25 protein-coding genes and 1 other RNA gene are annotated in these 24051 nt (G+C 53.8%); 10 read left to right on the forward strand and 16 right to left on the reverse strand.

Annotated elements, in window-relative coordinates; all coding sequences use genetic code 11:
• Positions 1 to 67: 67 nt before the first annotated feature.
• The 8 genes from NL510_RS04015 to garD all read right to left on the reverse strand — a co-directional run bounded on the left by NL510_RS04015 (position 68) and on the right by garD (position 8119).
• On the reverse strand, positions 68 to 841 hold the full coding sequence (locus NL510_RS04015) for a DeoR/GlpR family DNA-binding transcription regulator (RefSeq protein ID WP_253381769.1): 774 nt from the start codon (positions 839 to 841) through the stop codon (positions 68 to 70).
• Positions 842 to 951: 110 nt separating this feature from the next.
• Positions 952 to 1995, reverse strand: coding sequence for a galactitol-1-phosphate 5-dehydrogenase (gatD, locus tag NL510_RS04020; protein ID WP_253381770.1), 1044 nt, complete (start codon positions 1993 to 1995; stop codon positions 952 to 954).
• Positions 1996 to 2037: 42 nt separating this feature from the next.
• Positions 2038 to 3411, reverse strand: a complete 1374-nt coding sequence (locus NL510_RS04025) for a galactitol-specific PTS transporter subunit IIC (RefSeq protein ID WP_253381771.1) — start codon at positions 3409 to 3411, stop codon at positions 2038 to 2040.
• 4 nt (positions 3412 to 3415) lie between these two features.
• Positions 3416 to 3700 (reverse strand): PTS galactitol transporter subunit IIB, encoded by a 285-nt coding sequence (gatB, locus tag NL510_RS04030; RefSeq protein ID WP_253381773.1) that lies wholly within the window; start codon positions 3698 to 3700, stop codon positions 3416 to 3418.
• 27 nt (positions 3701 to 3727) lie between these two features.
• A complete protein-coding gene (gene gatA, locus NL510_RS04035; protein ID WP_253381775.1) occupies positions 3728 to 4195 on the reverse strand; it encodes a PTS galactitol transporter subunit IIA in 468 nt (155 codons plus the stop codon).
• A 14-nt stretch (positions 4196 to 4209) separates the two neighbouring features.
• Positions 4210 to 5481, reverse strand: coding sequence for a tagatose-bisphosphate aldolase subunit GatZ (gatZ, locus tag NL510_RS04040; protein WP_253381777.1), 1272 nt, complete (start codon positions 5479 to 5481; stop codon positions 4210 to 4212).
• Positions 5482 to 5514: 33 nt separating this feature from the next.
• Positions 5515 to 6369 (reverse strand): tagatose bisphosphate family class II aldolase, encoded by an 855-nt coding sequence (locus NL510_RS04045; RefSeq protein WP_253381779.1) that lies wholly within the window; start codon positions 6367 to 6369, stop codon positions 5515 to 5517.
• Between the two features lie 178 nt (positions 6370 to 6547).
• Positions 6548 to 8119 carry a galactarate dehydratase gene (gene garD, locus NL510_RS04050; protein WP_253381781.1) on the reverse strand — a complete coding sequence of 524 codons (1572 nt, stop codon included), beginning with the start codon at positions 8117 to 8119 and terminating at the stop codon, positions 6548 to 6550.
• 409 nt (positions 8120 to 8528) lie between these two features.
• Between garD and NL510_RS04055 the strand changes: the two genes are divergently transcribed.
• The 9 genes from NL510_RS04055 (at position 8529) to NL510_RS04095 (ending at position 18647) form a co-directional block, all read left to right on the forward strand.
• On the forward strand, positions 8529 to 9863 hold the full coding sequence (locus NL510_RS04055; RefSeq protein WP_253381783.1) for an MFS transporter: 1335 nt from the start codon (positions 8529 to 8531) through the stop codon (positions 9861 to 9863).
• A 15-nt stretch (positions 9864 to 9878) separates the two neighbouring features.
• On the forward strand, positions 9879 to 10649 hold the full coding sequence (garL, locus tag NL510_RS04060) for a 2-dehydro-3-deoxyglucarate aldolase (protein ID WP_253381785.1): 771 nt from the start codon (positions 9879 to 9881) through the stop codon (positions 10647 to 10649).
• A gap of 21 nt (positions 10650 to 10670) precedes the next feature.
• A complete protein-coding gene (gene garR, locus NL510_RS04065) occupies positions 10671 to 11561 on the forward strand; it encodes a 2-hydroxy-3-oxopropionate reductase (RefSeq protein ID WP_253381787.1) in 891 nt (296 codons plus the stop codon).
• A gap of 61 nt (positions 11562 to 11622) precedes the next feature.
• Entirely contained in the window at positions 11623 to 12768 is a 1146-nt protein-coding gene (gene garK / locus NL510_RS04070) for a glycerate 2-kinase (RefSeq protein WP_253381789.1), read from the forward strand.
• A gap of 32 nt (positions 12769 to 12800) precedes the next feature.
• Positions 12801 to 13180, forward strand: an RNA gene (gene rnpB, locus NL510_RS04075) — RNase P RNA component class A.
• Between the two features lie 862 nt (positions 13181 to 14042).
• Positions 14043 to 15275: a hypothetical protein gene (locus NL510_RS04080; protein WP_253381792.1), complete on the forward strand. Its 1233-nt coding sequence runs from the start codon at positions 14043 to 14045 to the stop codon at positions 15273 to 15275.
• Positions 15265 to 15555: a hypothetical protein gene (locus tag NL510_RS04085; protein WP_253381794.1), complete on the forward strand. Its 291-nt coding sequence runs from the start codon at positions 15265 to 15267 to the stop codon at positions 15553 to 15555. Before NL510_RS04080 ends, NL510_RS04085 begins: the two co-directional genes overlap by 11 nt.
• Before the next feature lie 438 nt (positions 15556 to 15993).
• Positions 15994 to 17325 carry an SLC5/6 family protein gene (locus tag NL510_RS04090; RefSeq protein WP_253381795.1) on the forward strand — a complete coding sequence of 444 codons (1332 nt, stop codon included), beginning with the start codon at positions 15994 to 15996 and terminating at the stop codon, positions 17323 to 17325.
• 20 nt (positions 17326 to 17345) lie between these two features.
• The gene (locus NL510_RS04095) at positions 17346 to 18647 is read left to right on the forward strand and encodes an L-cysteine desulfidase family protein (RefSeq protein ID WP_253381797.1); all 1302 of its coding nucleotides are present in this window, start codon (positions 17346 to 17348) and stop codon (positions 18645 to 18647) included.
• A gap of 60 nt (positions 18648 to 18707) precedes the next feature.
• Here NL510_RS04095 and NL510_RS04100 read toward each other — a convergent pair whose 3' ends face one another.
• On the reverse strand, positions 18708 to 19409 hold the full coding sequence (locus tag NL510_RS04100; protein WP_253381799.1) for a pirin family protein: 702 nt from the start codon (positions 19407 to 19409) through the stop codon (positions 18708 to 18710).
• A gap of 104 nt (positions 19410 to 19513) precedes the next feature.
• Between NL510_RS04100 and NL510_RS04105 the strand changes: the two genes are divergently transcribed.
• The gene (locus NL510_RS04105; protein WP_253381801.1) at positions 19514 to 20416 is read left to right on the forward strand and encodes a LysR family transcriptional regulator; all 903 of its coding nucleotides are present in this window, start codon (positions 19514 to 19516) and stop codon (positions 20414 to 20416) included.
• A gap of 33 nt (positions 20417 to 20449) precedes the next feature.
• Here NL510_RS04105 and NL510_RS04110 read toward each other — a convergent pair whose 3' ends face one another.
• The 7 genes from NL510_RS04110 to NL510_RS04140 form a co-directional block, all read right to left on the reverse strand.
• Positions 20450 to 20815, reverse strand: coding sequence for a DUF805 domain-containing protein (locus NL510_RS04110; protein WP_253381803.1), 366 nt, complete (start codon positions 20813 to 20815; stop codon positions 20450 to 20452).
• A 107-nt stretch (positions 20816 to 20922) separates the two neighbouring features.
• Positions 20923 to 21909 (reverse strand): glutathione S-transferase family protein, encoded by a 987-nt coding sequence (locus NL510_RS04115; RefSeq protein WP_253381805.1) that lies wholly within the window; start codon positions 21907 to 21909, stop codon positions 20923 to 20925.
• 72 nt (positions 21910 to 21981) lie between these two features.
• Complete coding sequence (locus tag NL510_RS04120; protein WP_234673160.1) at positions 21982 to 22374, reverse strand: DoxX family protein; 393 nt, start codon at positions 22372 to 22374, stop codon at positions 21982 to 21984.
• A 225-nt stretch (positions 22375 to 22599) separates the two neighbouring features.
• Positions 22600 to 22896, reverse strand: coding sequence for a YqjK-like family protein (locus NL510_RS04125; RefSeq protein ID WP_253381807.1), 297 nt, complete (start codon positions 22894 to 22896; stop codon positions 22600 to 22602).
• Positions 22893 to 23291: a phage holin family protein gene (locus NL510_RS04130; protein ID WP_253381809.1), complete on the reverse strand. Its 399-nt coding sequence runs from the start codon at positions 23289 to 23291 to the stop codon at positions 22893 to 22895. Before NL510_RS04130 ends, NL510_RS04125 begins: the two co-directional genes overlap by 4 nt.
• 2 nt (positions 23292 to 23293) lie before the next feature.
• The gene (locus NL510_RS04135) at positions 23294 to 23599 is read right to left on the reverse strand and encodes an ElaB/YgaM/YqjD family protein (RefSeq protein ID WP_253381811.1); all 306 of its coding nucleotides are present in this window, start codon (positions 23597 to 23599) and stop codon (positions 23294 to 23296) included.
• A gap of 29 nt (positions 23600 to 23628) precedes the next feature.
• A complete protein-coding gene (locus NL510_RS04140) occupies positions 23629 to 23997 on the reverse strand; it encodes a DUF1090 domain-containing protein (RefSeq protein WP_253381813.1) in 369 nt (122 codons plus the stop codon).
• Positions 23998 to 24051 lie beyond the last annotated feature (54 nt).

Here is a 24051-nt window from a genome sequence, read left to right on the forward strand (position 1 = left end):
CGGCCTACACATTTTTAAATGTCGGAAAAGACACGTTCGCAGGTCATAGCCTGACCTGCTACGTAAGCTAAACCGTCACGATCTCGGTACCCGTTTTGCTGAGCTGGTCTTTATCGTGTTTCCCGAGCCCCTCATCCGTAATCACGCAGTCAATTTTCTCCATCGGCAGCACCTGGTTAAACCCGCGACGATTAAACTTGCTGGCATCCAGCACGGCAACCACTTTGTGCGCCGCGGCGGCCATCACGCTGCTAATGGAGTAGCCCTCGTTAAAGGTGGTGATGCCGTTAGTGGCATCTATGCCATCAGCTCCTACAAACATCACATCAGCGCTGATGCCGGCAAGCGAGCGTTCGGCGATGGTGCCGTGCATTGAGTGCGTTTTATGGCGTACCGTACCGCCGCACACCACCAGGGTAATATCTTTATTTTCAGAGAGGGCAAATGCAGCGGGCAAGCTGTTGGTAATGACGGTGATATTGGCTCTCTTTACCAGCGCTTCGGCTATCAGCATGGTGGTACTGCCGCTGTCGAGAATGACAGTCATCCCCTCTTCAATCATGGCTGCTGCAGCCTGAGCGATCCGCTTTTTCGGATCACTCGCCAGCTGATAGCGATCTTCCAGCACCACTTCCTGATTTTCGCTCTCCGCCAGATTGCTACCGGGCCGTGCCGCCCCTCCGTGAAAACGCGTGAGCAGTCCTTTCTCTTCCAGCAGACGCAGATCGGTTCGAATCGTGACTTCAGAAATCCCAAACCGATTCGAAAGGTCCAGCACCATCACGCTGCCCTGCGCGTTGACGAGGTCAACGATTTTGTTCCTTCGCTCAAATGAGTTCATAGTGAATTGCCTGATAATTAACTTTCTCTATTGTAATCGAAGGAATGCGAAAGGTGTAAGGGAATACCCGAAAGTAAATGTGAGCCAGCGCAGGTTGCTGGCCCGAAAGATTAAGCGAAGCGAAGCATGATTTTACCCTGCATCGGCGCGCCATTCAGCGCCTGCACGGCCTGAGCGAAGCTCTCGCTGTCTCCGGTATGGGCAATGAGCGGCTCCAGTTGCAGTTTTTTCTCGCTGAGCAGGCGAGCTGCTGTCGCCCACTCCTGCCCAGGCCAGGGGGCAGAATAATTCATCCAACTACCCAGAAGCGTCAGCTCTTTACGCAAAATTTTGCCAAAGGTTGCTGCCGGTAAATGCAGGTCATGATGCAGCGTGCCTACCAGCGCAACCTGGGCGCGTGGGCCGGCAATATCAATCGCCAGCGAGACGGTCTGTGGCGTGCCGGCCGTCTCCAGCACCAGTTGATCGAACCGGTTGGCGTTGAGCGCATTGTGAATCTCATCAGCGTTCAGGGTGCGGCTATTAAACACGTTGTTCGCGCCTGATTTTGTCGCCAGGGCGAGCCTGTCGTCGTTAATATCAATCGCGGTCACGCTGCTGGCCCCCAACGCCAGAGCACACTGCATTGCCAGCAGGCCGATCGTCCCCGCGCCGACAATAATGACGTTTTTGCCCTCGCAACCCGATGCCAGATGAAATGCGTGCAGCCCTACGGTAATCGGCTCGATAAATGCCCCGTCTTCAATCGTCGTTTCTGCGGGCAGACGGTACAGGTTTGCCCGTTTCACCACAATGTATTCTGCGTTGCCACCTTCACGGCGCGAGCCGACAAACTGGTACTGCTTACATAACGAGTAATAGCCTTTGTGACACTCCGGGCAAGTAAAGCAGGGCAGTAGCGGAACGCAGGCCACCGGGGCGCCTGGACTGAGATCGTTAATCTCTGCTCCGCAGGCTTCGACGTGCCCGCTAAATTCATGGCCCAGAGTAATGGGGTAGTAATGTGCGCCTTTAGCGAAAATACGCGGGATGTCCGAGCCGCATAATCCTGAGCACATAATGCGTACCAGCACCTCATCCCCGGCTTGAATGTGAGGAACCGGGCGATCTTCAACGCGCACGCTCCCCTCAGAGTGAATTACCACTGATTTCATGATTAACTCCAGAAAACGAAGGGGAGCATGGCTCCCCGGTTATTAAGATGCCGTCTGGCTATGCGGGTTAGCGGCGCTTTTCTCTGCCGCTATAAACGCACGGGCGCGTCGCCAGGTAAGCAGCACGCCAGCCAGGTAAATCACCCCGATGACGATGAATCCCACCACGTTTTGCCAGGTAAAAAGTTGGATGAGCAACCAGGTGACAGGCGAGCCACCCTGATCCATCGAGGCCACCAGTCCACCCGCTTTCAATGCACCCGCATTCTGCGCAAGCTGGGTGTGCAGGCCGATGGTCTGCGTGGCTACCCACAGCGTGATGGCCATGATAATGACGCCGGAGATAAGCGTACGGAACAGGTTGCCCTGGTGCACCGCGACAGCCATTGCCACGAAAAAGCCGATGGTGGCAAGGTCGCCGAACGGCAGCACCTGGTTACCCGGTACCAGCACCGCAATCAGGATGGTGAGCGGGATAAAGATCAGGCTGGCAGAGACGACGGAGGTATGGCCCAGCAGCAGCGCGGGATCAAGACCAATCAAAAACGCCTGGCCGCCAAACTTCGCCTGCAGACGTTTACGAGCATGTTTCGCGATCGGGGTCAGGCCGTCCATGATGGGTTTGATCACGCGCGGCATCAGGAGCATCACGGCGGCGGTTTTGACGGCCAGTTGCAACACTGATTTTATCTCGTAGCCTGCCAACATACCGATGAACAGCCCCATCACAAAACCGACGGTGACAGGTTCGCCAAAGGGGCCAAAGCGTTTTTGCACATCGTCGGCGCTAAAATGGATGCGATTCAGACCCGGAATTTTGTCGATAAGCGTATCCACTAATACCGCAATGGGGCCAAGATACGCCGACGAACCATGAGGAATGGCAATCCCCTCCAGACCGAAGAAATCTCGGGTGTCTTTGGCAAACCAGTCGCCGAGTTTGTAGACGAAGGCCGCATGAACCACCACGCCCAAGATACCCAGCCAGTAAGAATCGGTGGCCAAGTGCAGCATGGCTCCGGTAAAGGTCATATGCCAGATGTTCCAGATATCCACGTTCACCACGCGGGTCATGCGGGTGACCAGCATAACAACGTTGACGCCAATGGCCACCGGGATTGCCACCAGCGCGATTTGTGAAGCCCACGTCATGGGAGATGAACCCGGCCAGCCGACATCCACCACGTGCAGGTTAATCTGGAACTGTTCTGCCATTGCTTTGGCTGCCGGACCAATGGAGTCCAGCATCAGAGCAATAACCAGCCCGATCCCAACGAAGCCAATACCGATATGCAGGCCAGATTTGAAACAGTCGCCCAGCTTCATCCCCAGCAGCTTCGAGAAGATGATGATGACGATGGGTAGCATTACGGTGGGGCCAAGATCGAGGATATACCGCATGATTTCGGTAAACATTGCCTTACCCCTCGAGGATAGTCAGGATTTTTTGCTGCAGCGCTTCGATGCCAACGCCCGATACAAACGGCATCCCGTGGACCACGGGTATATCTCCAAAAGATCTGTCGACTTTCGCCGTGGTGCAGATCAAATCCGCACCGTCCATGTAGGTTTCAATTTCGGTCACCCGGCACTGAACCAGATCCAGTTCAATATGGTGGGCTTCGCACAACTCTTTTATCTCTTCGGCGGCCATTGTTGAGGTGGCAACGGCCCCTCCGCAGGCAACGATAACTTTGCGTTTCATAGGGTACTCCTTATTATTATCAGTATGTTATGAGGCCTGAGCACAGGAGGCAGGCTCAAGGATCGTGTTCCGGAAACGATCCGCCAGACGCTCTGCAGGCGTGGCCAGCAGCATCTCCAGCGTGTCCGGGTTTTGCAGCTCACTAAATAGACGGCGCAGCAACTTCATTTGCGCCGCAGGGTTTTCAACAATCAGCGCGATGATGAGGGACGCGGCAACCTCTCCGTCATCATCCGCCTGATGAAAATTCACCGGTTTGTCCGGGCGAATCAGGTAAATAGCAGGGCTTTTGGCATGGACGGCTTCGCAATGCGGGATCGCGACCGCATGGCGTTCAAGGGCGATGCCGGTGGGGTAGTTCATCTCCCTTGCCATAAGGGCTGAAGGATAACTGTTATGTACCACCCCTTTCGCCAGCATCTCTTCACCAATGTGCGCCAGCGCACGCTGGCTGTTTTCAAACGTAATTCCGGTACGGATATAAACGTGACTCATACACTCTCCGGGTATCAGACGTGTTCAGGGGTGCAGCCGAAACGATAGGCGCGTAAGACATCCTGTATTCTGTCGATGATGAGATTTTGGGGTGTTACAGCGATTTCATTCATCGACAGACGTTCGAACTGAACGGGCATAAACTGGCTAATAAGCCCCAGCGGCAGCGTGGTATGGCTCAGGTTTGCGAGCAATTTCTCGACACTCTGGTGGATACGCGGATGCGGCCAGTAGTAGCGAATGCGGTCAGACAGGCTGAAGTGAATATCCACCATGGCCTGACTCCAGGTGGGGCGGTAATACTTATTCCAGTAACCCGGCTCGTTCAGCATGACTTCGTCGATCACCGCCAGCACATGGCTGCGCTGTTCAGGGGCGATAAGTGCTTCCTCCATTTGCGCAAGGGCAAAGATGGCTTCACGCAGGGCAAAAGTGAGAGCTGGGCCAACCTTCAGTATCGCGAAGCTATCGCGAACCAGGGCGCGATAGGCCTGACGCGTTTGGTAATCAGTAGAATGTGCCTCGTAGACCATCGGTGTCTGGCGGATCCAGCCAGAAAGCGCCTCTGCCGCATGCGGTTGATAGTGGACGATTTGCGTATGGTCGAACTCCACGCCCGGTTGCACAACCATTGCAATCACGCGCGACATCGCCTCCTCAAGACCGATTGCGCCAAAGGCGACGCGGTGGGTTTCCAGCGTTTGTAATGCATCTTCCACGCGGGTAATGTGGACGCTATCAATGCTGCTGGCTTCACCGCCCGGGACGGGAACTTCAGTGCCAATGACGTAGGTCAGCGCGGCTCTGTGTTCTTTCGTGGCCGTCTCTTCTGCCGTTTTACACAGCCGCGCAGCGCGTTGCGCCACCACTTCTGGCGCCAGCGGGACGGGGTCGCCGACGCAGGACATCGAGGCATCAAGATGGATTTTGGTAAATCCGGCGGCAACATAGGCTTTGATCAGCTCGACGGCTTTATCCATCGCCGTCTCTGCCGGTTCGTTTTGCCAGCAGTTAGGTCCCAGGTGATCCCCACCCAGAATCAGACGTTGTTGTGGAAACCCCACTTCTTTAGCAATATTCAGCACGAAATCGCGAAAATCAGCGGGTTTCATTCCTGTATAGCCGCCAAACTGATTGACCTGATTTGAAGTGGCTTCAATCAGCACTTTGTTATCGTTATTCAGATCAAACCGCAGGGCGGCTTCGATAACCAGCGGGTGTGCTGAACAGACTGAACAAATACCGAGATGCGCTCCCGCCTTGTGGCGAGCAATAAGATCTTTCACGTTTCCTCCGGGTCAGGACTTCAGGCTTTCGTTTTAGCGTTTACCTTCACAACCGCAATCGGCAATTACCTTGCGTACAACCTGTTTCATGGCGCTTTTTGCCGGCGCCATGTAATGACGCGGGTCGTTGGCATCGGGATGTGAAGCGAGATAGGTTTTCAGTGCATTCGAAAAGGCGATTTTGAGTTCCGTGGCGACGTTGACCTTACAGATACCAAGGCTTATCGCCTTACGGATATCGGCCTTCGATAACCCGGAAGCGCCGTGCAGAACCAGGGGGATATCGACCTGGCTGCGGATTTCTGCCAGCCGTTCAAAATCAAGTTTCGGGGTAACGTTATAAAGACCATGCGCGGTACCGATGGCGATGGCCAGTGAGTCGATGCCCGTTAGCTCAACAAACTCACGCGCTTGCTGCGGATTGGTGTAGAGCGCATCTTTGCTGTCGACAATCAGGTCATCCTCCTGCCCGCCAAGGCGGCCAAGTTCAGCCTCAACGCTGACGTCGTAGCGATGGCAATAATCCGTCACTTTCTTCACCAGGGCGACGTTATCAGCGAAGGCGTGATGCGATCCGTCGATCATCGCTGAGCGGATCCCCGTATGGACTTTTACGGTAATATCGTCGAAATCCTCATGGTGATCGAGATGGATCGCCAGCGGCTGATTGCAGGTTTTTGCCAGATCGCGGGCTATGGCGACCACGTTTCCGGTGCCTGCATAGCTAAACGTGCCGGGCGTTCCTGCCACGATAAGCGGAGAACGCATTTCAGCGGCAGTTTCAACCACCACCTGCAGCGTTTCGAGATTATGGATATTGAATGCCGGAACGGCATAACCCTCGCGCTGAGCTTTAAGCAGCATCGCTTTTGATGAGATGATAAACATCTTTCCTCCGAAACCTTTCGCCTTGTTTATGCGAAAGAATGTATAGGGTTTCGGAATGTTATTTTGTGATTTACTTCTTAAAAATGAAAGAATCGAAAGTTAAGGCAAGGAATCGAAAGTGTAAAAGGTAAAAAAAAGCATGGCCGAGAAGCCATGCTCAATAAGGTTTATTGTTAACTCACGTCACTGGCGCCGGGTTAAACACCGCCAGCTGATTATGTAATCCCCATTGGTCGGAGAAGGTTTTCTTACGGCCGCTCGCCACGTCGAGAATGAAGTGGAACAGCTTCCAGCCTACATCCTCAATGCTCTCTTCGCCGGTGGCGACAGTGCCCGCGTTGATGTCCATTAAGTCATACCAGCGGTTTGCCAGTTCGGTGCGGGTCGCCATTTTTATTACCGGCACCGCCATCAGGCCGTACGGCGTGCCGCGCCCGGTAGTAAAGACCTGCACCGTAATGCCGGATGCCACCTGTTGTGTGCCACAAACGAAATCGCTGGCAGGCGTTGCCGCGTAAATTAGCCCGCGCTGAGTGGGTCGCTGGCCCGCAGAGAGCACTTCGACAATCGCGCTCTGGCCGGATTTGGCAATCGAGCCAAGGGCTTTTTCCACCACGTTCGCCAGGCCGCCTTTTTTGTTACCCGGTGAGGGATTGGCGCTGCGGTCGGTTTGACCCATATCAAGGTAATTATCGTACCAGGCCATCTCTTCAAGCAGGCGTCTACCGACCTCTTCGTTGGCAGCGCGCGGGGTAAGCAGATGAATGGCATCTCGCACCTCGGTCACCTCAGAAAACATCACCGTGGCGCCGCAGCGCACGAACAGGTCGGAGGCATAGCCTACCGCCGGGTTGGCGGTGACGCCGGAAAATGCATCGCTGCCGCCGCACTGAGTACCCACCACCAGCTCGGAGGCCGGGCAGATTTCACGCTGACGGGCGTTCAGTTTGACCAGATGACGTTCTGCCACCTGAAGAATATCCTCGACCATCGATTTAAACCCGACGTGATGTTCATCCTGCAGGCGCACAATGCTGGCATCGTCTACCGCAATGGCTTTAACATCCTCAGTGCCCTGCAGCAAGCGTTCAGGCTGCAGCTTTTCACAGCCCAGGCCAATCACCATGACTTCGCCGCCAAAATTCGGGTTCAGGGCGATGTTGTGGATAGTGCGGATTGGCACCACCGCAGCCGGCGCATTGATCGCTACGCCGCAGCCGTAAAGGTGGTTCAGGCCGACGACGCCATCCACGTTCGGATATTTTGGCAGCAGGTCGCGCTCGATGATTTTGACCGCATAATCCACTACGCCCGCCACGCAGTGTACGCTGGTGGTAATACCGAGCAGATTTTTGGTGCCGACGCTGCCGTCGGCATTGCGATAGCCTTCAAAGGTATAGCCCTTCAGCGGCGGCAACGGTTCAGGAACGCGCGTCGCCAGCGGCAGGGTATTGAGCGGCGGGGCTTTTGGCAGCTCGACCAGCGACTCTTCAATCCAGCTTCCCTGTGGGATCGCGCGTACGGCAAAACCTATTACTTCGCCATAACGTACGATTTCGCCATGCGCCGGGATATCGACCAGCGCAACTTTATGGCCCTGCGGAATATGCTCAATCAATTCCAGCCCGTCCGGGAATCGGGTTCCCGCCTTTAAGCCGTTGTCGTTGACAATTATCGCCACGTTATCCGTATCGTGAACTTTTATATAGAACGCCGTTGGTGACGCTTGTCGAATTTCGATGTCGGCCATTGCTCAGTATTCTCCAGCAAAGTGTCTGATAATTAATGCAGCTCACCAGATGTTTATTTTCTTATTATCGAAATAAAAGGGCTGCTTTCTTAAATAAAGAATGTCAGGACTCAGGAGGTAAGAATGTGATCCAGATCACTCCCTAAAGCGAGAGCTAGCGCTGCCTGGACGGTAATGGTCGATTCTGTGCATCAGCGCCCAGTACATTGTGCATATGCTCAAAATATTGTTGAATCGGGCGGTGATAATTGAGCGTTAGGACAATGTGTAGTCTTTGGGTGATGATTATACTGAATCACGTTTTGATTGCGTCTGGTTAATTACCTGATATATGCCTGCTATCGATAAATAATCAGGAAATACTTTTTCTAAAAATTATAAATATATCGATATGCCCGAGGAAATAAACATGATACTGGATACCACCGTAGAAGCGAAAAAGGGTGTGCCCACCCGATATTTAATTCTACTGATAATATTTATTGTTACGGCCATCAATTACGCTGACCGTGCAACGCTGTCGATTGCCGGGACCGAGGTGGCAAAGGAACTGCAGTTAAGTGCAGTATCAATGGGTTACATCTTCTCCGCCTTCGGCTGGGCCTACCTGCTGATGCAGATCCCCGGCGGTTGGCTGCTCGATAAGTTCGGCTCTAAAAAGGTTTATACCTACAGCCTGTTCTTCTGGTCGTTGTTCACATTCATGCAGGGCTTTGTGGATATCTTTCCGCTGGCCTGGGCGGGCGTATCGATGTTTATCATGCGCTTTATGCTCGGCTTCTCGGAAGCGCCCTCTTTTCCGGCAAATGCCCGTATCGTCGCGGCCTGGTTCCCGACTAAAGAGCGCGGTACGGCCTCAGCCCTCTTTAACGCTGCGCAATACTTTTCGCTGGCGATTTTCTCTCCGCTGCTTGGCTGGCTGACTTTCGCCTGGGGCTGGGAACATGTTTTCACCGTGATGGGCGTAATCGGCTTTGTGCTAACCGCTGTATGGGTGAAGTATATCCATAATCCGACCGATCACCCGCGGATGTCTGGCCAGGAGCTGAAGTTCATCTCCGAAGGCGGCGCCGTGGTGGATATGGACCACAAAAAGCCTGGCACTCAGGCGGCTAACGGCCCGAAACTCCACTACATCAAGCAGTTATTGACCAACCGCATGATGCTGGGCGTCTTTTTTGGGCAATACTTTATCAACACCATCACCTGGTTCTTCCTCACCTGGTTCCCGATTTATCTGGTGCAGGAAAAAGGTATGTCGATTCTGAAGGTGGGCCTGGTGGCGTCCATTCCTGCACTGTGCGGCTTCGCTGGCGGCGTGCTGGGGGGCATATTCTCGGATTACCTGATTAAACAAGGCAAGTCGATCACCCTGGCGCGTAAACTGCCGATTGTGCTCGGTATGCTGCTGGCATCGTCCATCATCCTGTGCAACTACACCAACCACACCGTGCTGGTGGTGGCTCTGATGGCGCTGGCGTTCTTCGGTAAAGGCTTTGGCGCGCTGGGCTGGCCGGTCATTTCAGACACGGCGCCAAAAGAGATTGTCGGCCTGTGCGGCGGTGTGTTTAACGTCTTTGGCAACGTGGCGTCCATCGCGACGCCGCTGGTCATTGGTTATCTGGTCAGTGAACTGCATTCGTTCAACGCGGCACTGGTATTTGTCGGCTGTTCAGCGTTGATGGCGATGTTCTGCTACCTGTTCGTGGTAGGGGACATCAAACGTATGGAATTGCAGAAATAAGCAAAGGTATAAGCGATGAGTAACGATATCTTCCCGAACAAATTCAAAGCCGCCCTTGCGGCGAATCAGATTCAGATTGGCTGTTGGTCTGCGCTGGCAAGCCCTGTCAGCACCGAGGTGCTGGGCCTGGCCGGTTTTGACTGGCTGGTGCTGGACGGCGAGCATGCGCCAAATGATATCAGCACATTTATTCCCCAGTTGATGGCGCTGAAAGGCAGCTACAGCACGCCGGTGGTGCGTGTTCCCACCAACGAACCGGTGATTATCAAGCGTCTGCTGGATATCGGTTTTTACAACTTCCTGATCCCGTTTGTGGAAACGGAAGAAGAAGCCGTACAGGCCGTAGCCTCTACTCGCTATCCGCCAGAGGGTATTCGCGGTGTGTCCGTCTCCCACCGCGCCAACATGTTTGGCACCGTGCCGGACTACTTCGCGCAGTCCAACAAGAACATCACCATTCTGGTGCAGATAGAGAGCCAGCAGGGTGTTGATAACGTCGACGCCATTGCCGCAACCGAAGGCGTAGACGGTATTTTCGTCGGCCCGAGCGATCTGGCTGCCGCCTTTGGCCACCTGGGTAATGCTGGCCACCCGGACGTGCAGCGCGCAATCCAGCATATCTTTGCTCGCGCCAAAGCGCACGGTAAACCGTGCGGCATTCTGGCGCCGATGGAAGCCGATGCCCGCCGCTACCTGGAGTGGGGCGCAACGTTCGTTGCCGTAGGCAGTGACCTTGGCGTATTCCGCGCGGCGACGCAGAGATTAGCGGACGCTTTTAAAAAATAACCATCATTGAGGAAACAGATTATGACGCTGAAAGTAGGTTTTATTGGCCTGGGGATCATGGGTAAACCAATGAGTAAGAACCTCATTAAAGCAGGTTACTCACTGGTGGTTTCAGACCGCAATCCCGAAGCGGTAGCAGAAGTCATTTCTGCCGGTGCCGAAGCGGCATCTACCGCAAAGGCGATTGCCGGGCAGTGCGATGTCGTCATCACCATGCTGCCAAACTCCCCGCACGTGAAAGAGGTGGCGCTGGGTGAGAACGGCATTATCGAGGGCGCGAAACCGGGCCTGGTGGTGATTGATATGAGTTCTATCGCGCCGCTGGCAAGCCGTGAAATCAGCGAGGCGCTGAAAGCGAAAGGCGTTAATATGCTGGACGCACCGGTCAGTGGCGGCGAGCCAAAAGCCATTGACGGCACACTGTCGGTGATGGTGGGCGGCGACAAGGCGATTTTCGACAAATACTACGACCTGATGAAAGCGATGGCGGGCTCCGTGGTGCATACCGGTGAAATCGGTGCAGGTAACGTCACTAAGCTGGCGAACCAGGTGATTGTGGCGCTGAACATCGCCGCCATGTCTGAAGCGCTGACGCTGGCAACCAAAGCGGGCGTTGACCCGGACCTGGTTTACCAGGCCATTCGTGGTGGTCTGGCGGGCAGCACCGTACTGGATGCCAAAGCGCCGATGGTGATGGATCGTAACTTCAAGCCGGGTTTCCGTATCGACCTGCACATTAAAGATCTGGCGAACGCGCTCGATACCTCCCACGGCGTGGGCGCACAGCTACCGCTGACCGCCGCAGTAATGGAAATGATGCAGGCGCTGCGTGCGGATGGCCTGGGTACCGCTGACCACAGTGCCATTGCGTGCTACTACGAAAAACTGGCGAAGGTGGAAATCTCTCGCTGATAAAAAACGGGCGCGGGAACGCGCCCGGTATTTTTGCCGAGTGCAGCAACAGGCTACAACTATGAAAATTGTAATCGCGCCAGACTCTTATAAAGAAAGCCTTTCTGCCACCGAGGTAGCTCAGGCGATAGAAAAAGGATTTCGGGAGATTTTCCCCGACGCACTTTATGTTTCTGTTCCTGTTGCTGATGGTGGAGAAGGAACGGTCGAAGCGATGATCGCCGCCACCCAGGGCACGGAACAGCACGCTGTGGTCACCGGCCCGTTGGGTGAAAAAGTGAATGCCTGCTGGGGCATGTCCGGCGATGGCAGCACGGCATTTATTGAGATGGCGGCTGCCAGCGGTCTGGCGCTTGTTCCTCCGGCCCAGCGTAACCCGCTGGTGACGACTTCACGTGGCACGGGAGAGCTGATCCTCAGCGCACTGGACAAAGGCGCGCGCAACATCATCATCGGTATTGGCGGCAGTTCAACCAACGACGGCGGCGCCGGTATGATGCAGGCGCTTGGGGCGAAGCTGACGGATGCGAACGGGACTGAGATAGGTTACGGCGGCGGTAGCCTGATGGCGCTCAACAGCATTGACGTCTCAGGGCTGGATACCCGGCTCGAGGGCTGCACCCTCCGCGTTGCCTGCGATGTGACTAATCCGCTGGTAGGAGATAAAGGGGCGTCCCGGATCTTTGGCCCTCAGAAAGGGGCGACAGAGGGGATGATCCTCCAACTCGACGCCAGCCTCAGCCACTATGCCGACATCATCAAAAAATCCCTGCACATCGACGTGAAGCACGTTCCGGGTGCGGGAGCTGCCGGTGGAATGGGGGCAGCACTCATGGCATTTCTCGGCGCTGAGCTTAAAAGCGGCATTGAGATTGTCACCCAGGCGCTTAACCTCGAAGAGCATATACATGATTGTACTTGGGTGCTGACGGGGGAAGGGCGCATCGACAGCCAGAGCATTCACGGCAAAGTCCCGGTTGGTGTGGCAAACGTTGCCAAAAAATACCACAAGCCGGTGATTGGTATTGCCGGTAGCCTGACCCAGGACGTGGGCGTGGTACACCAGTATGGTATCGACGCGGTGTTCAGCGTGCTGACCACTATTGGCTCGCTGGAGGAGGCTTTTCGCGGGGCCTATGACAACATTTATCGCGCGTCACGGAATATCGCAGCCACTTTGCAGGTGGGGATGCACACCCAAGGGTGACAGCGGCGCGCAAACCCTCTATACTTCGCGCCGAAGCTGACCAGACAGTCGCCGCTTCGTCGTCGTCCCCTTTCGGGGGGAGACGGGCGGAGGGGAGGAAAGTCCGGGCTCCACAGGGCAGGGTGCCAGGTAACGCCTGGGGGGGAAACCCACGACCAGTGCAACAGAGAGCAAACCGCCGATGGCCCACGCAAGTGGGATCAGGTAAGGGTGAAAGGGTGCGGTAAGAGCGCACCGCGCGGCTGGTAACAGTCCGTGGCACGGTAAACTCCACCCGGAGCAAGGCCAAATAGGGGTTCACATGGTACGGCCCGTACTGAACCCGGGTAGGCTGCTTGAGCCAGTGAGCGATTGCTGGCCTAGATGAATGACTGTCCAACGACAGAACCCGGCTTATCGGTCAGCTTCAACTTCTTCTAAAACAATACGTTGGTGTGTCTCAGGTGCTGATGCGCTTAAATGAGATACGCCAACGGTTGTAACTTCAACCTTGCATTTCGGTGACATCTTTTGACGAAAGAGTGTTAAACAAATTAATATTTGTTCACTTTCCAGAAGCGCCGGGCTGTAAAGGCCAGCCCTGGTGGTTGCACAACAATAGCGATAAGCATTGCAAAGCATAAACCGGGCCCCGTCGATATCACATATTCCCTTTCGTTCGTGAAAAGACCCAAATCATCATGATGACACAGCCGTAAAAATCCAAACAACAATCCTGAATCGCTTCCTCCAGTGTGCCAACCTGATGTTCAACAATATTTTTATCTTCTGCAAATAAGACTGAGTAAATCAGAACGTAGCTGAGCATCATCAGTTATTTTCATGTCACTTCGTCCTTTACCTAAAATACAGAGATCAGCCAACATGGATTGCGCTTTCTATCATACTAATCAACGCAAGCGCATTCCAGCCCTAACGCCTTCATCGCTATCGTTAATATTATCTCTTTTTAGGGAGTGTTTAACGGCGAGCGCTAAAGGCAATTTAGTCCCTTCTACATGAATGTTGAGCAGGTTAGCATCGCTCAGGTTAATTTCTTTCAGCTTGATAATTCCATCATCGTTTAATATTCCTTTAATACAGATAGTGTCGGGTTTTAACCCTATTGTGGGCCTGGTGTCTGGGTGCTATGACTAGTCAATAATGACAGATGTAAAAACATGTTGGTTAATGGAGATTCGCCGCCTTTTATCATCGTCAGTTAATGCCGCAGACTCTTCAGGCATCGTTGCGATAAGCGATGGAACCCTACCTGGCTTATGGAGATATTCGCTATGTCATACCCTGTAACAGCCTCAGCAGCGATCCAGCCGGTTTTCGGGCAGTTCCCGTCACTGAGTGACGACAAAGCTACCGAGCTGAGTAGGGCTTTTCGCCTCGGTTTTGATAACTATGGTAATTCTCACTCCGATCTGGCGCTAAGCCGGGCGGTCACCAGCCTTCGGGACACGTTCCCGAAATTATCCCTCTGGGAGCGTATCAAGGATTTTTTCGGGCTAAGCGACACTGCAGATACCCAGCGGGATGCCGCCATCCTGTATGCATACTCAGAACTGACGATGTTAAGGCCGAATAACGGTGATAACGATGCTCTTTCTGAGGCGCTGGCCCGTTTGATGCAGCAGACGTACGGCCTGGAAACCAGAGACATTCGTATGGACGCTCTCGCGACAGAGGCGGTGGTCCGACTACTGGATCGACATCCGCTGCTCGCCAGCTTCATCACGCTGAAGGATGCCGCTCTGACTACCGATCCTTCTGGTGTCATTTGTCTGCGCGGAGAGCTTTTCTTCAAGGACGGGATCGTGCCGGACTTCCTGTCAGGTGTGCGGCTGCCTTTGCTTGCACAAACAGACAGTCCTCGAGCCTCAGAGACCACATGGCTGAATTTTCTGACCTGTCAGGCAAGAAATGCCGACGGCGAAACTCTTGTAACCCTCTTCAGGAATCTGGAGCTGGACACCCAAATGCAATTGTGGCGACAGGCTATGATGCAGGGTTTCCCCGTTGCAGCGCTGTTTGCCCAGGACGGTCTTCTCAACGGCGAGCTGATCGCTCCTCAAGATACGCACGTCTGGAAGGTCAGTAGCTGGGAAACCTTGTGCAAGGTGTATTCTGCACTGACACAGCCTGAACATGCAAAACCCCCCTGCGCCATCGTGATGGACGACTGCACCTTTGAACATCAAATCTCGAAGGGCGAAGAGTTTAATGAGATAGTGAAAGATCTGCCCAGGGGAGGGCTAAGCCATACTGATATCACGGTGAATGGTGTGTTGCTGCCCTCTGCGATGCTGGAGCGTATGGAAAATAGTGTAAGGGCTGTCATAAATGATCAACACAACGCGATGGCCAACGCCGTCGCAAAAATCAGTGAGATCTGGACCGATGAGTTACAGGACGCGCTGAAGTATGACAAGGTCACTGCGACCAAAGTGGCAGCCATCATCAGTTATGCGGCTTTCCAGGGGGGGGGCGGGGAGAGGCTGTTCCGGTTTGCTTGCTAAAACCGGTAAACCGCTTGGCGTAAAGAAAGATCTGCAGAAAAATCACTCCGTAATGCATATTGACCTGCGACAGGACGGCAGCGCCTTCGTTGCACAAGCTGAGTACTGGCAGTTTAACGCGGGAACTCACTCTGGCGCTGGAGGCGTGGTGTTCTGCCTTCCTGCAGGAGAGAAGGAAACCGTCATGCAAAGGGCTGTGGCGTACACCACAGAGCCAATCAGGGTGTCGGGATATGGCATAACTTATCTGGACGGGTCAGCATTTCCGGCGAACCCGTAAATGTTATTTTGGTCGTCCCCTGGACGAGATGCGTCTGGTGAGCCGGGTCTTAAGAGATAAGACTTTTCAAAAAGACCCCAGGCTAATTCATCACAAACTTAGCAACAGCGCCCGCTTAACTATCCTGACATACGCGCCACAGCAGGGCGTGTTTTCGCAGTCAGTATGACGCAAGTCCGTCCCCCCCCTTCTGCTTAGGCATTTTATTCTTTGAGCAAGATCACCTTTAGGAAAATACAGCAAAAAACTAACTTTAAAAGGAAATAATTTCTCCTTTCTGCATAAAACCATACAAAAGTTGTGACTTTTTTCTCTCACGTTCATCGTATGATCTTTTCATACCAATAACTCGCACCTGCAGCCATCTGACTCATTATCGCTGGTGGGCAGAAACAAATAAAAATAATTCTATACCCTACAAATTAAGCGAGTGTATTTATGGATACGTCAACAAACGGCAGTGTGGTTGTGAGTGATTCTCCTGCGGCAAGGCGGGCAGGAATGAGCGAAAGTGAGTGGCGAGAGGCCATTAAATTCGATAGCACCGATACGGGTTGGGTCATCATGAGTATTGGAATGGCTATCGGTGCGGGAATTGTTTTTCTCCCGGTGCAGGTAGGGTTAATGGGGTTATGGGTATTTTTACTCTCATCAATTATTGGTTATCCGGCTATGTACCTCTTTCAACGATTGTTTATTAATACGCTGGCAGAGTCGCCCGAATGTAAAGACTACCCAAGTATCATTAGCGGCTATCTCGGAAAAAACTGGGGAGTATTATTAGGCGCTCTTTATTTCGTAATGCTTGTGATCTGGATGTTTGTCTATGCCACGGCTATTACCAATGACAGTGCTTCGTATTTACATACTTTTGGCATAACGGATGGCCTGCTCTCAGAAAATCCGTTCTATGGTTTATTCCTGATCTGTATTCTGGTGGCCATCTCCTCGCGGGGTGAAAAGCTGCTATTTAAAGTCTCCAGCCTGATGGTACTGACAAAGCTGCTGGTGGTCGCAGCGCTGGGACTGTCGATGATTGGACTTTGGCATCTAGTCAATGCTGGTACGTTGCCCCCAGTAGGACTGCTAATAAAAAATGCCATTATTACGTTGCCCTTTACCCTGACATCAATTCTTTTTATTCAGACATTAAGCCCGATGGTAATTTCCTATCGCTCACGGGAAAAGTCTGTAGATGTTGCGCGGCATAAAGCGCTACGAGCGATGAATATTGCCTTTGGCGTGCTGTTTGTCACGGTCTTCTTCTATGCGGTCTCCTTCACTCTGGCGATGGGGCATGAAGAAGCAGTAAAAGCCTATGAGCAGAATATCTCTGCCCTGGCGATTGCGGCGCAGTTTATCAGCGGTGACGGTGCGGGCTGGGTGAAAATCGTCAGCGTTATCCTGAATATTTTCGCCGTTATGACCGCATTCTTCGGTGTTTATCTTGGCTTTCGTGAGGCCACGCAGGGCATCGTAATGAACATTCTGCGTCGCAAAATGCTGGCAGAGAATATCAATGAACGCGCCGTGCAGCGCGGAATCATGCTATTTGCCATTCTGCTGGCCTGGAGCGCCATTGTGTTAAACGCTCCAGTGCTGAGCTTTACATCCGTTTGCAGCCCAATCTTTGGGGTAGTGGGTTGCCTGATCCCTGCATGGTTGGTCTATAAAGTACCGACTCTGCAGAAATATAGAGGCGCATCTCTGGTGATTATTGTCATCACTGGACTGTTGCTTTGTGTTTCTCCTTTCCTCGCGTTTTCTTGAGGGTAATTAAGGCCGTAACGATGTCTAAGCAAATTAATCCTTTATGGAATCATTTTATTCATGCTGTGCAGGAGGAGGTAAAGCCTGCGCTGGGGTGTACGGAACCTGTCTCGCTGGCACTGGCCTGCGCGATGGCTGCCGGGCAGCTTTCCGGTGAGATAACGCGAATTGAGGCGTGGGTATCGCCGAACCTGATGAAAAACGGACTTGGCGTAACGGTGCCCGGCACCGGCATGGTCGGATTGCCCATCGCGGCGGCGCTCGGCGCGCTCGGTGGAAATGCACAGGCCGGGCTGGAAGTGCTGAAAGACGCGTCGGCTGATGCGCTGGCACGCGCCAAAGCGATGCTCAAAGCGGGACTGGTGCAGGTGAAATTGCAGGAACCTTGCGATGAGATCCTCTATTCACGTGCCTGCGTTTACGCCGGAGAGTCTTCGGCCATGGTGACCATCGCGGGCGGGCATACCCGGGTGGTAGAGGTGGTTTGCCAGGGCGAAACGCGCTTTACGCTTGACGATCGTCAGAGCCAGGCTAAGGACGACCCGCTGGCGGTGCTCTCGAACACGACGCTGTCGCAGATCCTTGAGTTTGTAGAGCAGGTGCCGTTCGACGCGATCCGCTTCATCCTCGATGCGGGGCGTCTGAACGATGCGCTCTCCCGTGAAGGTTTACGTAGTAAGTGGGGGCTGCACATTGGCGCGACGCTTGATAAGCAACGCGCATGTGGATGGGTGGCGAAGGATCTGGGCTCAGACATTGTTATCCGTACCAGTGCGGCCTCTGATGCGCGGATGGGCGGTGCGACGCTGCCAGCTATGAGTAACTCTGGTTCCGGTAATCAAGGGATCACGGCCACTATGCCAATCGTTGTGGTTGCTGAGCACATTCAGGCTGCTGAAGAACGGCTTGCGCGAGCGCTGATGCTCTCGCATCTGTCGGCCATCTATATTCACTACCAGCTCCCACGCCTGTCAGCGTTATGCGCCGCCACCACCGCAGGCATGGGGGCGGCGGCAGGGATGGCGTGGCTGTTGGGCGGAACATACCCGACGATAGCAATGGCCATCGGGAGTATGATAGGCGATGTCAGCGGGATGATCTGCGATGGGGCTTCAAACAGCTGCGCGATGAAAGTCTCAACCAGCGTCGCCAGTGCTTGGAAGGCGGTGATGATGGCGCTGGATGATTCAGCCGTAACGGGTAACGAGGGGATTGTTGCGCACGATGTGGAGCAGTCTATTTCGAACCTTTGCGCGTTAGCGTGTCGCTCAATGCAGGCGACGGACAGGCAAATTATTGAGATTATGGCGAGTAAGGTGTAGTGATCGCCTCTCACCCCGACCCCGGTTGGGAGAAGGTCAGGGTGAGGGGACGGGTTCACATCACACCGGCAAATCAATCAACAGCGCGCGCAGCGGCGTATCGGCCACCAGGGTAATATTCGCTTCATCGCGAATAAACGCCCCGTCACCGCAGGTGAGCGCTTCTTTCTCTTCCGTATGCGTTAACGCATGCACCGTACCGTGTATTGATTGCAGATAGGCGCGCGGGCCATGAAGCTGGAAGCTCGCCTGTCCACCTTTATTCAGGTCGATATGGTGCAGCCATACCTGCTGGCGCAGTTGCAGGCTGCCGTTGCTGCCATCGGGCGTGGCAATCAACTGCTGCTTGTCATCTTTCAGATCGATTTTTTGCACTAGCGGGTTTTCCCGCTCAGAGCAGGCATCCAGCCACAGTTGCATGCGGGTCAGGGTCTTATCCTTGCTGAGGTTATGCTCGCTGTAGCTGATACCAGGCTGCGTGGAAATTAACACCGCTTCGCCTGCCTTTGCCTGAACATGATTGCCCTCGCTATCGCGGTATTCTGCCTCGCCTTCCAGGATCAGGTTCAGGATATCGACTTTCGGGTACGTACGCGGCTGGAAAGCGCTGGCCGGGGCGAGCACTTCCTGGTTCAACACGCGCAATGAGGCGTAACCGAGCAGTTTTGGGTCAAAGTAGTGTCCAAAGGAAAAGGTGTAGCGGGCCTGCAGCCAACCGAAATCGGCTTGTCCGCACTGTTTAGCTGTTCTTGTCGTAATCATAAACGTGACCTCTCTTTACACTAAAACAATGGTAAAGGTATGGACGCTTGATTGTTAGCCAGATATTCTGCCCGGTATGTTCAAATTTCCTGAATGAGAACGAGATGGCTAAAGAGAGAGCATTGACGCTTGAGGCGCTTCGCGTCATGGACGCAATAGACAGACGCGGCAGTTTTGCCGCGGCCGCTGATGAACTGGGGCGCGTTCCATCTGCGCTAAGCTACACCATGCAGAAGCTGGAGGAAGAGCTGGACGTGGTGCTCTTTGACCGCTCAGGTCATCGAACAAAATTCACCAACGTGGGGCGGATGCTGCTGGAGCGCGGTCGCGTCCTGCTGGAGGCGGCAGACAAGCTAACGACCGATGCGGAAGCGCTGGCGCGCGGCTGGGAAACTCATCTGACGCTGGTTACCGAGGCGCTGGTGCCTACCGAGGCGCTGTTCCCGCTGGTGGACAGGCTGGCGGGTAAAGCTAACACCCAATTGTCCATCATCACCGAAGTGCTGGCAGGGGCCTGGGAGCGGCTGGAGACGGGCAGGGCGGATATTGTGATTGCGCCGGACATGCACTTTCGTTCATCTTCAGAAATCAATTCCCGCAAGCTTTACAGCGTGTTAAACGTTTACGTGGCCGCGCCAGACCATCCAATTCACCAGGAGCCGGAACCGCTGTCTGAAGTTACCCGCGTGAAGTATCGCGGCGTCGCGGTTGCAGACACAGCACGTGAACGCCCGGTATTGACGGTGCAGTTGCTGGATAAACAGCCGCGTCTGACGGTGACCTCTCTTGAGGACAAACGTCAGGCTTTGCTGGCGGGGTTAGGGGTCGCGACCATGCCGTATCCATTCGTCGAAAAAGACATTGCCGAAGGGCGGCTGCGGGTCGTCAGCCCGGAGTACACCAGCGAAGTGGACATCATTATGGCATGGCGGCGTGACAGCATGGGCGAAGCCAAATCCTGGTGCCTGCGCGAAATTCCGAAGCTCTTTGCCCACAACAACAAATAAGCGTTCAGGCCCGGTGGTAACACCGGGCTGTGTTTATACGGCGGGCTTGGGGTCGGGACCAAAGCGGTTTTCACCCGGTGTACCGTTCTGACAGTAGAAGACCAACATAATTAACCAGCCGATAATCGGGATCAAGAGCAACAGAAGCCACCATGCTGAACGGTCAGTATCGTGCAGCCGTCGGAACTGTAAGGCCCAGGATGGCAGCAGTATGAAAATGCCATAAATTGAGGTAAGCACACCTTCCCCACCAGCCCGTTCCCAACCGAGTATTTTATCGACGATGCTCAGCACCATAAGGAGAATGAAGTTCACCAGAACAAACATCCAATATTCTTTGCGGCGGGCGCGGCCACCAAATCCAACATAGTTGCGCAGTACTTTCAAATACCAGTCCATTTTTCCTTGCCTCAATAATCAGTCAATCACTTGTTTTCTAAGCGATCGAGATAAGGATAGATGGATATTGTGAATTAAAAAAGGACATCTATTGATGCCCTATATATTTATCCGAAACGGACGTCGCGCCCGTGCGGTTCATCAAGATCCTGCCACGGGCCAATAGAGATAATGCCCGTCGGGTTAATGGTTTTATGGCTGCGGTAGTAGTGGGTGCGAATATGATCGAAATCGACCGTTTCGGCAATGCCCGGCATCTGGTAGATGTCACGCAGGAAACCATGCAGGTTTAGGTAATCGCTGATGCGATGTTTATCGCACTTAAAGTGGGTAACATAGACCGGATCAAAGCGGATAAGCGTAGTCCATAGGCGGATGTCGGCTTCCGTCAGGCGGTCGCCCGTCAGGTAGCGGTGTTGACCGAGGATCTGCTCCAGACGCTCCAGAGAGTCAAATACTTTCCCGACCGCCTCATCGTAAGCGTCCTGGCTGGTGGCAAAACCGGCTTTGTAGACGCCGTTATTAACGTTGTCGTAGATCCAACCGTTCAGCTCATCGATCTTAGCGCGCAGTTCGTCGGGGTAATAATCCCCGGCGCGGGCGCCCTGGGCATCAAACGCGGTGTTGAACATGCGGATGATCTCCGCAGACTCATTGCTGACGATGGTCTGGTTTTTTTTATCCCACAGTACCGGCACCGTAACGCGCCCGGTGTAGTGCGGGTCGGCACGCAGGTAGAGCTGGTAGAGGAAATCGTGGTGATACAGGGCATCACCCGTCGCGGCGGGGAAATCACTGTCAAACGTCCAGCCGTTTTCCAGCATCAGCGGGTTCACTACCGAAACCGGAATCAATGCCTCCAGCCCTTTAAGCTTGCGCACAATCAACGTGCGGTGCGCCCACGGACAGGCGAGTGAAACATAGAGATGGTAACGGTCTTTTTCGGCTGCGAAGCCACTTTCTCCGCTCGGGCCGGCAGCGCCGTCGGCGGTCAGCCAGTTACGGAAGGCCGAAACAGAGCGCCTGAAGCGGCCACCGGTGGATTGGGTGTCATACCAGACATCCTGCCAGATGCCGTCTACGAGTTGTCCCATTTTTTTCTCCTCCGTCAGATAGCAAAAGCGAGGAGACATCTCCTCGCTTTGTAGGTATTCAGTATAGCGTGCTTACCACTTCTTATTCAGCACGCGGTCAATGCTGTACGCGCCAGGGCCGGTGATGGCCAGCAGCAGGAAACCGCCTGCAATGGTCAGGTTTTTCATGAACATCAGGGAGTTCACGCCTTCCGCGAAGTTACTGTGGAAAATGAATGCCGTCAGCAGGGTAAAGCCAGCGGTGAACAATGCGGTAGTACGGGTCAGAAAGCCGAACAGTACCGCCAGACCACCGCCGAATTCAAGCAGAATGGTTAGCGGCAGCAGGAACCCCGGTACACCCATCGCTTCCATATACTGTTGGGTACCTGCATAGCCGGTGATTTTGCCCCAACCTGCGGTGATAAACAGAATTGGCATCAGAATACGCGCAACCAAAACCCCAACATCTTCTAATTTTTTCATTTTACTCTCCAGGAAACCACATCAGCGGCTGAACGATATTTTTGTGCAAATTCGGGTAGATACCGCGTCTTTGCTGTCAATGGAGAGAATCATAAACGTGACGAATAGCAATTGTTAGCAAGGAAAACTGTCAATGTTTATCAAAGATATTGAGTAATGGAGGAGATGCGGGACGAACGAAATGGAGGCCGGGTCATGCGACTCCGCCCCCCGGCACAACAGAGATTACCGTAGCTGCTGCTGGCGCAGCGTGGTTTTCACCAGACGCCAGGCGCTCCAGACGCCAAAGCCGCGTCGGGCCCAGCGGATCAGCATATTAGGATGTCGAATACTCCAGATAGCCATCACGCTGCTACCGACCAACGCCCAGGAGCGCAGGCTCAGGACAGTATTCCAGCCACGATCGAACCGATGAGTTGCATCAATCCAGTCACGACGGCCAGCCGACAAATCCAGCCGTTGCTGTTGAATTTGGCTCAAAAGATAGGCTTTTCGCTTCTGACGCTCGGCAGCGCTGCTCACGGTTTATCGTCCTCCAGCAACGAACGATCGTTAGCCAGCTCCTGTCGCGTATGGCGCAGGAAGGTTGACGTACGTGCCTTATGCAGCGTCCAGATGCCTCCAATTAATGCGCCAACCAACAGAACAACGGTAGTGGCGATCATCGCATTGAGGCGATACTGCGGATCGATGGCCCAGATGATTAACACCATCAGGCTCATCAGACCGAACGCGGCGAAAAGCATGGTCAGACCGAGCATGAGCAGCATCTGGAAAAGGTTGGCTTTCTCCTCTTCCAGTTCAACCACTGCAAGCCGGACGCGCGTTTCGGCAATGCCGACCAGCGTGGTTAACAAACGCTGGCCGATGCCGAGGACGTTATTAGCAGGCCCTTGTGCGTGACGAGGATCTTCCATAATCAGCGACGCGTCAGGAGGATGCCCAGCACGATACCCACTGCGGCACCAATACCTACGCCAGTCCACGGGTTATCACGAACATACTCATCGGCACGGGCAGCGGCCTCGCGAGTCTGTTTCGCCAATGCATCACCGGTTTCACCCAGACGATGACGGCTCTCTTTCAGCGCCTGTTCCGCTTTGCTGCGCAGTTTGCTGACTTCTTCCTTAGATTTATCGGTGGAGGAGCTCAGCACCTCTTCCAGGGTGTCTGCAAGGGATTTCAGTTCAGCGCGCAGATGTTCTGAGGTGGTATCTTTTGACATGATTCTCTCCTGTTGAGATTTCCGTTAACTCAATATTCGCGAGCTTCCAGCGCTTTCAGTTCGTCCTGCGCTTCTTGCAACTTCCTCTCGCGTTTAGCAATTTTATCCGCATCACCTTTCTCTTTCGCTTCCTGCAGATCTTGACGGCGCTCGGCTATCTCGTCTTGCTGTTCGGCAATTTTTTTCTGATGATCGGCTCGCAGCTTGCTGTCCGTACAATTGTCTTTCACTTCACTGAGCGCTTTCTTCAAACCGTCAATACGGTTCTGGTTGTTATGCTTTTCGGCATAACTGATTTCGCGCTGAATTTCCTGCTCTTTCTGCTGACAAAGGGTGTTAGCGAAAGAAGCAGAGCTTAAAGTTAAAAGGGTCAGAGCCAGCGTGATGCGGTATTTCATATTTGAAACCTTCCGTTGTGTTACGGCTTAGCCGTTATCCAAAATAATGCGGAG

Origin of the sequence: unidentified bacterial endosymbiont, from assembly GCF_918797525.1 — a bacterium.
In the GTDB taxonomy this organism is placed as follows: Bacteria; Pseudomonadota; Gammaproteobacteria; order Enterobacterales; family Enterobacteriaceae; genus Enterobacter.

What these genes read in the sequence shown, in the direction of transcription:
- NL510_RS04095 (WP_253381797.1), top strand. Translation starts at nt 17,346, where the DNA reads ATGTCTAAGCAAATTAATCCTTTATGGAATCATTTTATTCATGCTGTG.
- garR (WP_253381787.1), top strand. Translation starts at nt 10,671, where the DNA reads ATGACGCTGAAAGTAGGTTTTATTGGCCTGGGGATCATGGGTAAACCA.
- NL510_RS04115 (WP_253381805.1), bottom strand. Translation starts at nt 21,909, where the DNA reads ATGGGACAACTCGTAGACGGCATCTGGCAGGATGTCTGGTATGACACC.
- NL510_RS04015 (WP_253381769.1), bottom strand. Translation starts at nt 841, where the DNA reads ATGAACTCATTTGAGCGAAGGAACAAAATCGTTGACCTCGTCAACGCG.
- NL510_RS04100 (WP_253381799.1), bottom strand. Translation starts at nt 19,409, where the DNA reads ATGATTACGACAAGAACAGCTAAACAGTGCGGACAAGCCGATTTCGGT.
- NL510_RS04120 (WP_234673160.1), bottom strand. Translation starts at nt 22,374, where the DNA reads ATGAAAAAATTAGAAGATGTTGGGGTTTTGGTTGCGCGTATTCTGATG.
- NL510_RS04055 (WP_253381783.1), top strand. Translation starts at nt 8,529, where the DNA reads ATGATACTGGATACCACCGTAGAAGCGAAAAAGGGTGTGCCCACCCGA.
- garL (WP_253381785.1), top strand. Translation starts at nt 9,879, where the DNA reads ATGAGTAACGATATCTTCCCGAACAAATTCAAAGCCGCCCTTGCGGCG.
- gatD (WP_253381770.1), bottom strand. Translation starts at nt 1,995, where the DNA reads ATGAAATCAGTGGTAATTCACTCTGAGGGGAGCGTGCGCGTTGAAGAT.
- NL510_RS04105 (WP_253381801.1), top strand. Translation starts at nt 19,514, where the DNA reads ATGGCTAAAGAGAGAGCATTGACGCTTGAGGCGCTTCGCGTCATGGAC.
- garD (WP_253381781.1), bottom strand. Translation starts at nt 8,119, where the DNA reads ATGGCCGACATCGAAATTCGACAAGCGTCACCAACGGCGTTCTATATA.
- NL510_RS04135 (WP_253381811.1), bottom strand. Translation starts at nt 23,599, where the DNA reads ATGTCAAAAGATACCACCTCAGAACATCTGCGCGCTGAACTGAAATCC.
- gatA (WP_253381775.1), bottom strand. Translation starts at nt 4,195, where the DNA reads ATGAGTCACGTTTATATCCGTACCGGAATTACGTTTGAAAACAGCCAG.
- NL510_RS04025 (WP_253381771.1), bottom strand. Translation starts at nt 3,411, where the DNA reads ATGTTTACCGAAATCATGCGGTATATCCTCGATCTTGGCCCCACCGTA.
- NL510_RS04130 (WP_253381809.1), bottom strand. Translation starts at nt 23,291, where the DNA reads ATGGAAGATCCTCGTCACGCACAAGGGCCTGCTAATAACGTCCTCGGC.
- NL510_RS04045 (WP_253381779.1), bottom strand. Translation starts at nt 6,369, where the DNA reads ATGTTTATCATCTCATCAAAAGCGATGCTGCTTAAAGCTCAGCGCGAG.
- NL510_RS04140 (WP_253381813.1), bottom strand. Translation starts at nt 23,997, where the DNA reads ATGAAATACCGCATCACGCTGGCTCTGACCCTTTTAACTTTAAGCTCT.
- NL510_RS04080 (WP_253381792.1), top strand. Translation starts at nt 14,043, where the DNA reads ATGTCATACCCTGTAACAGCCTCAGCAGCGATCCAGCCGGTTTTCGGG.
- gatB (WP_253381773.1), bottom strand. Translation starts at nt 3,700, where the DNA reads ATGAAACGCAAAGTTATCGTTGCCTGCGGAGGGGCCGTTGCCACCTCA.
- garK (WP_253381789.1), top strand. Translation starts at nt 11,623, where the DNA reads ATGAAAATTGTAATCGCGCCAGACTCTTATAAAGAAAGCCTTTCTGCC.
- NL510_RS04090 (WP_253381795.1), top strand. Translation starts at nt 15,994, where the DNA reads ATGGATACGTCAACAAACGGCAGTGTGGTTGTGAGTGATTCTCCTGCG.
- NL510_RS04110 (WP_253381803.1), bottom strand. Translation starts at nt 20,815, where the DNA reads ATGGACTGGTATTTGAAAGTACTGCGCAACTATGTTGGATTTGGTGGC.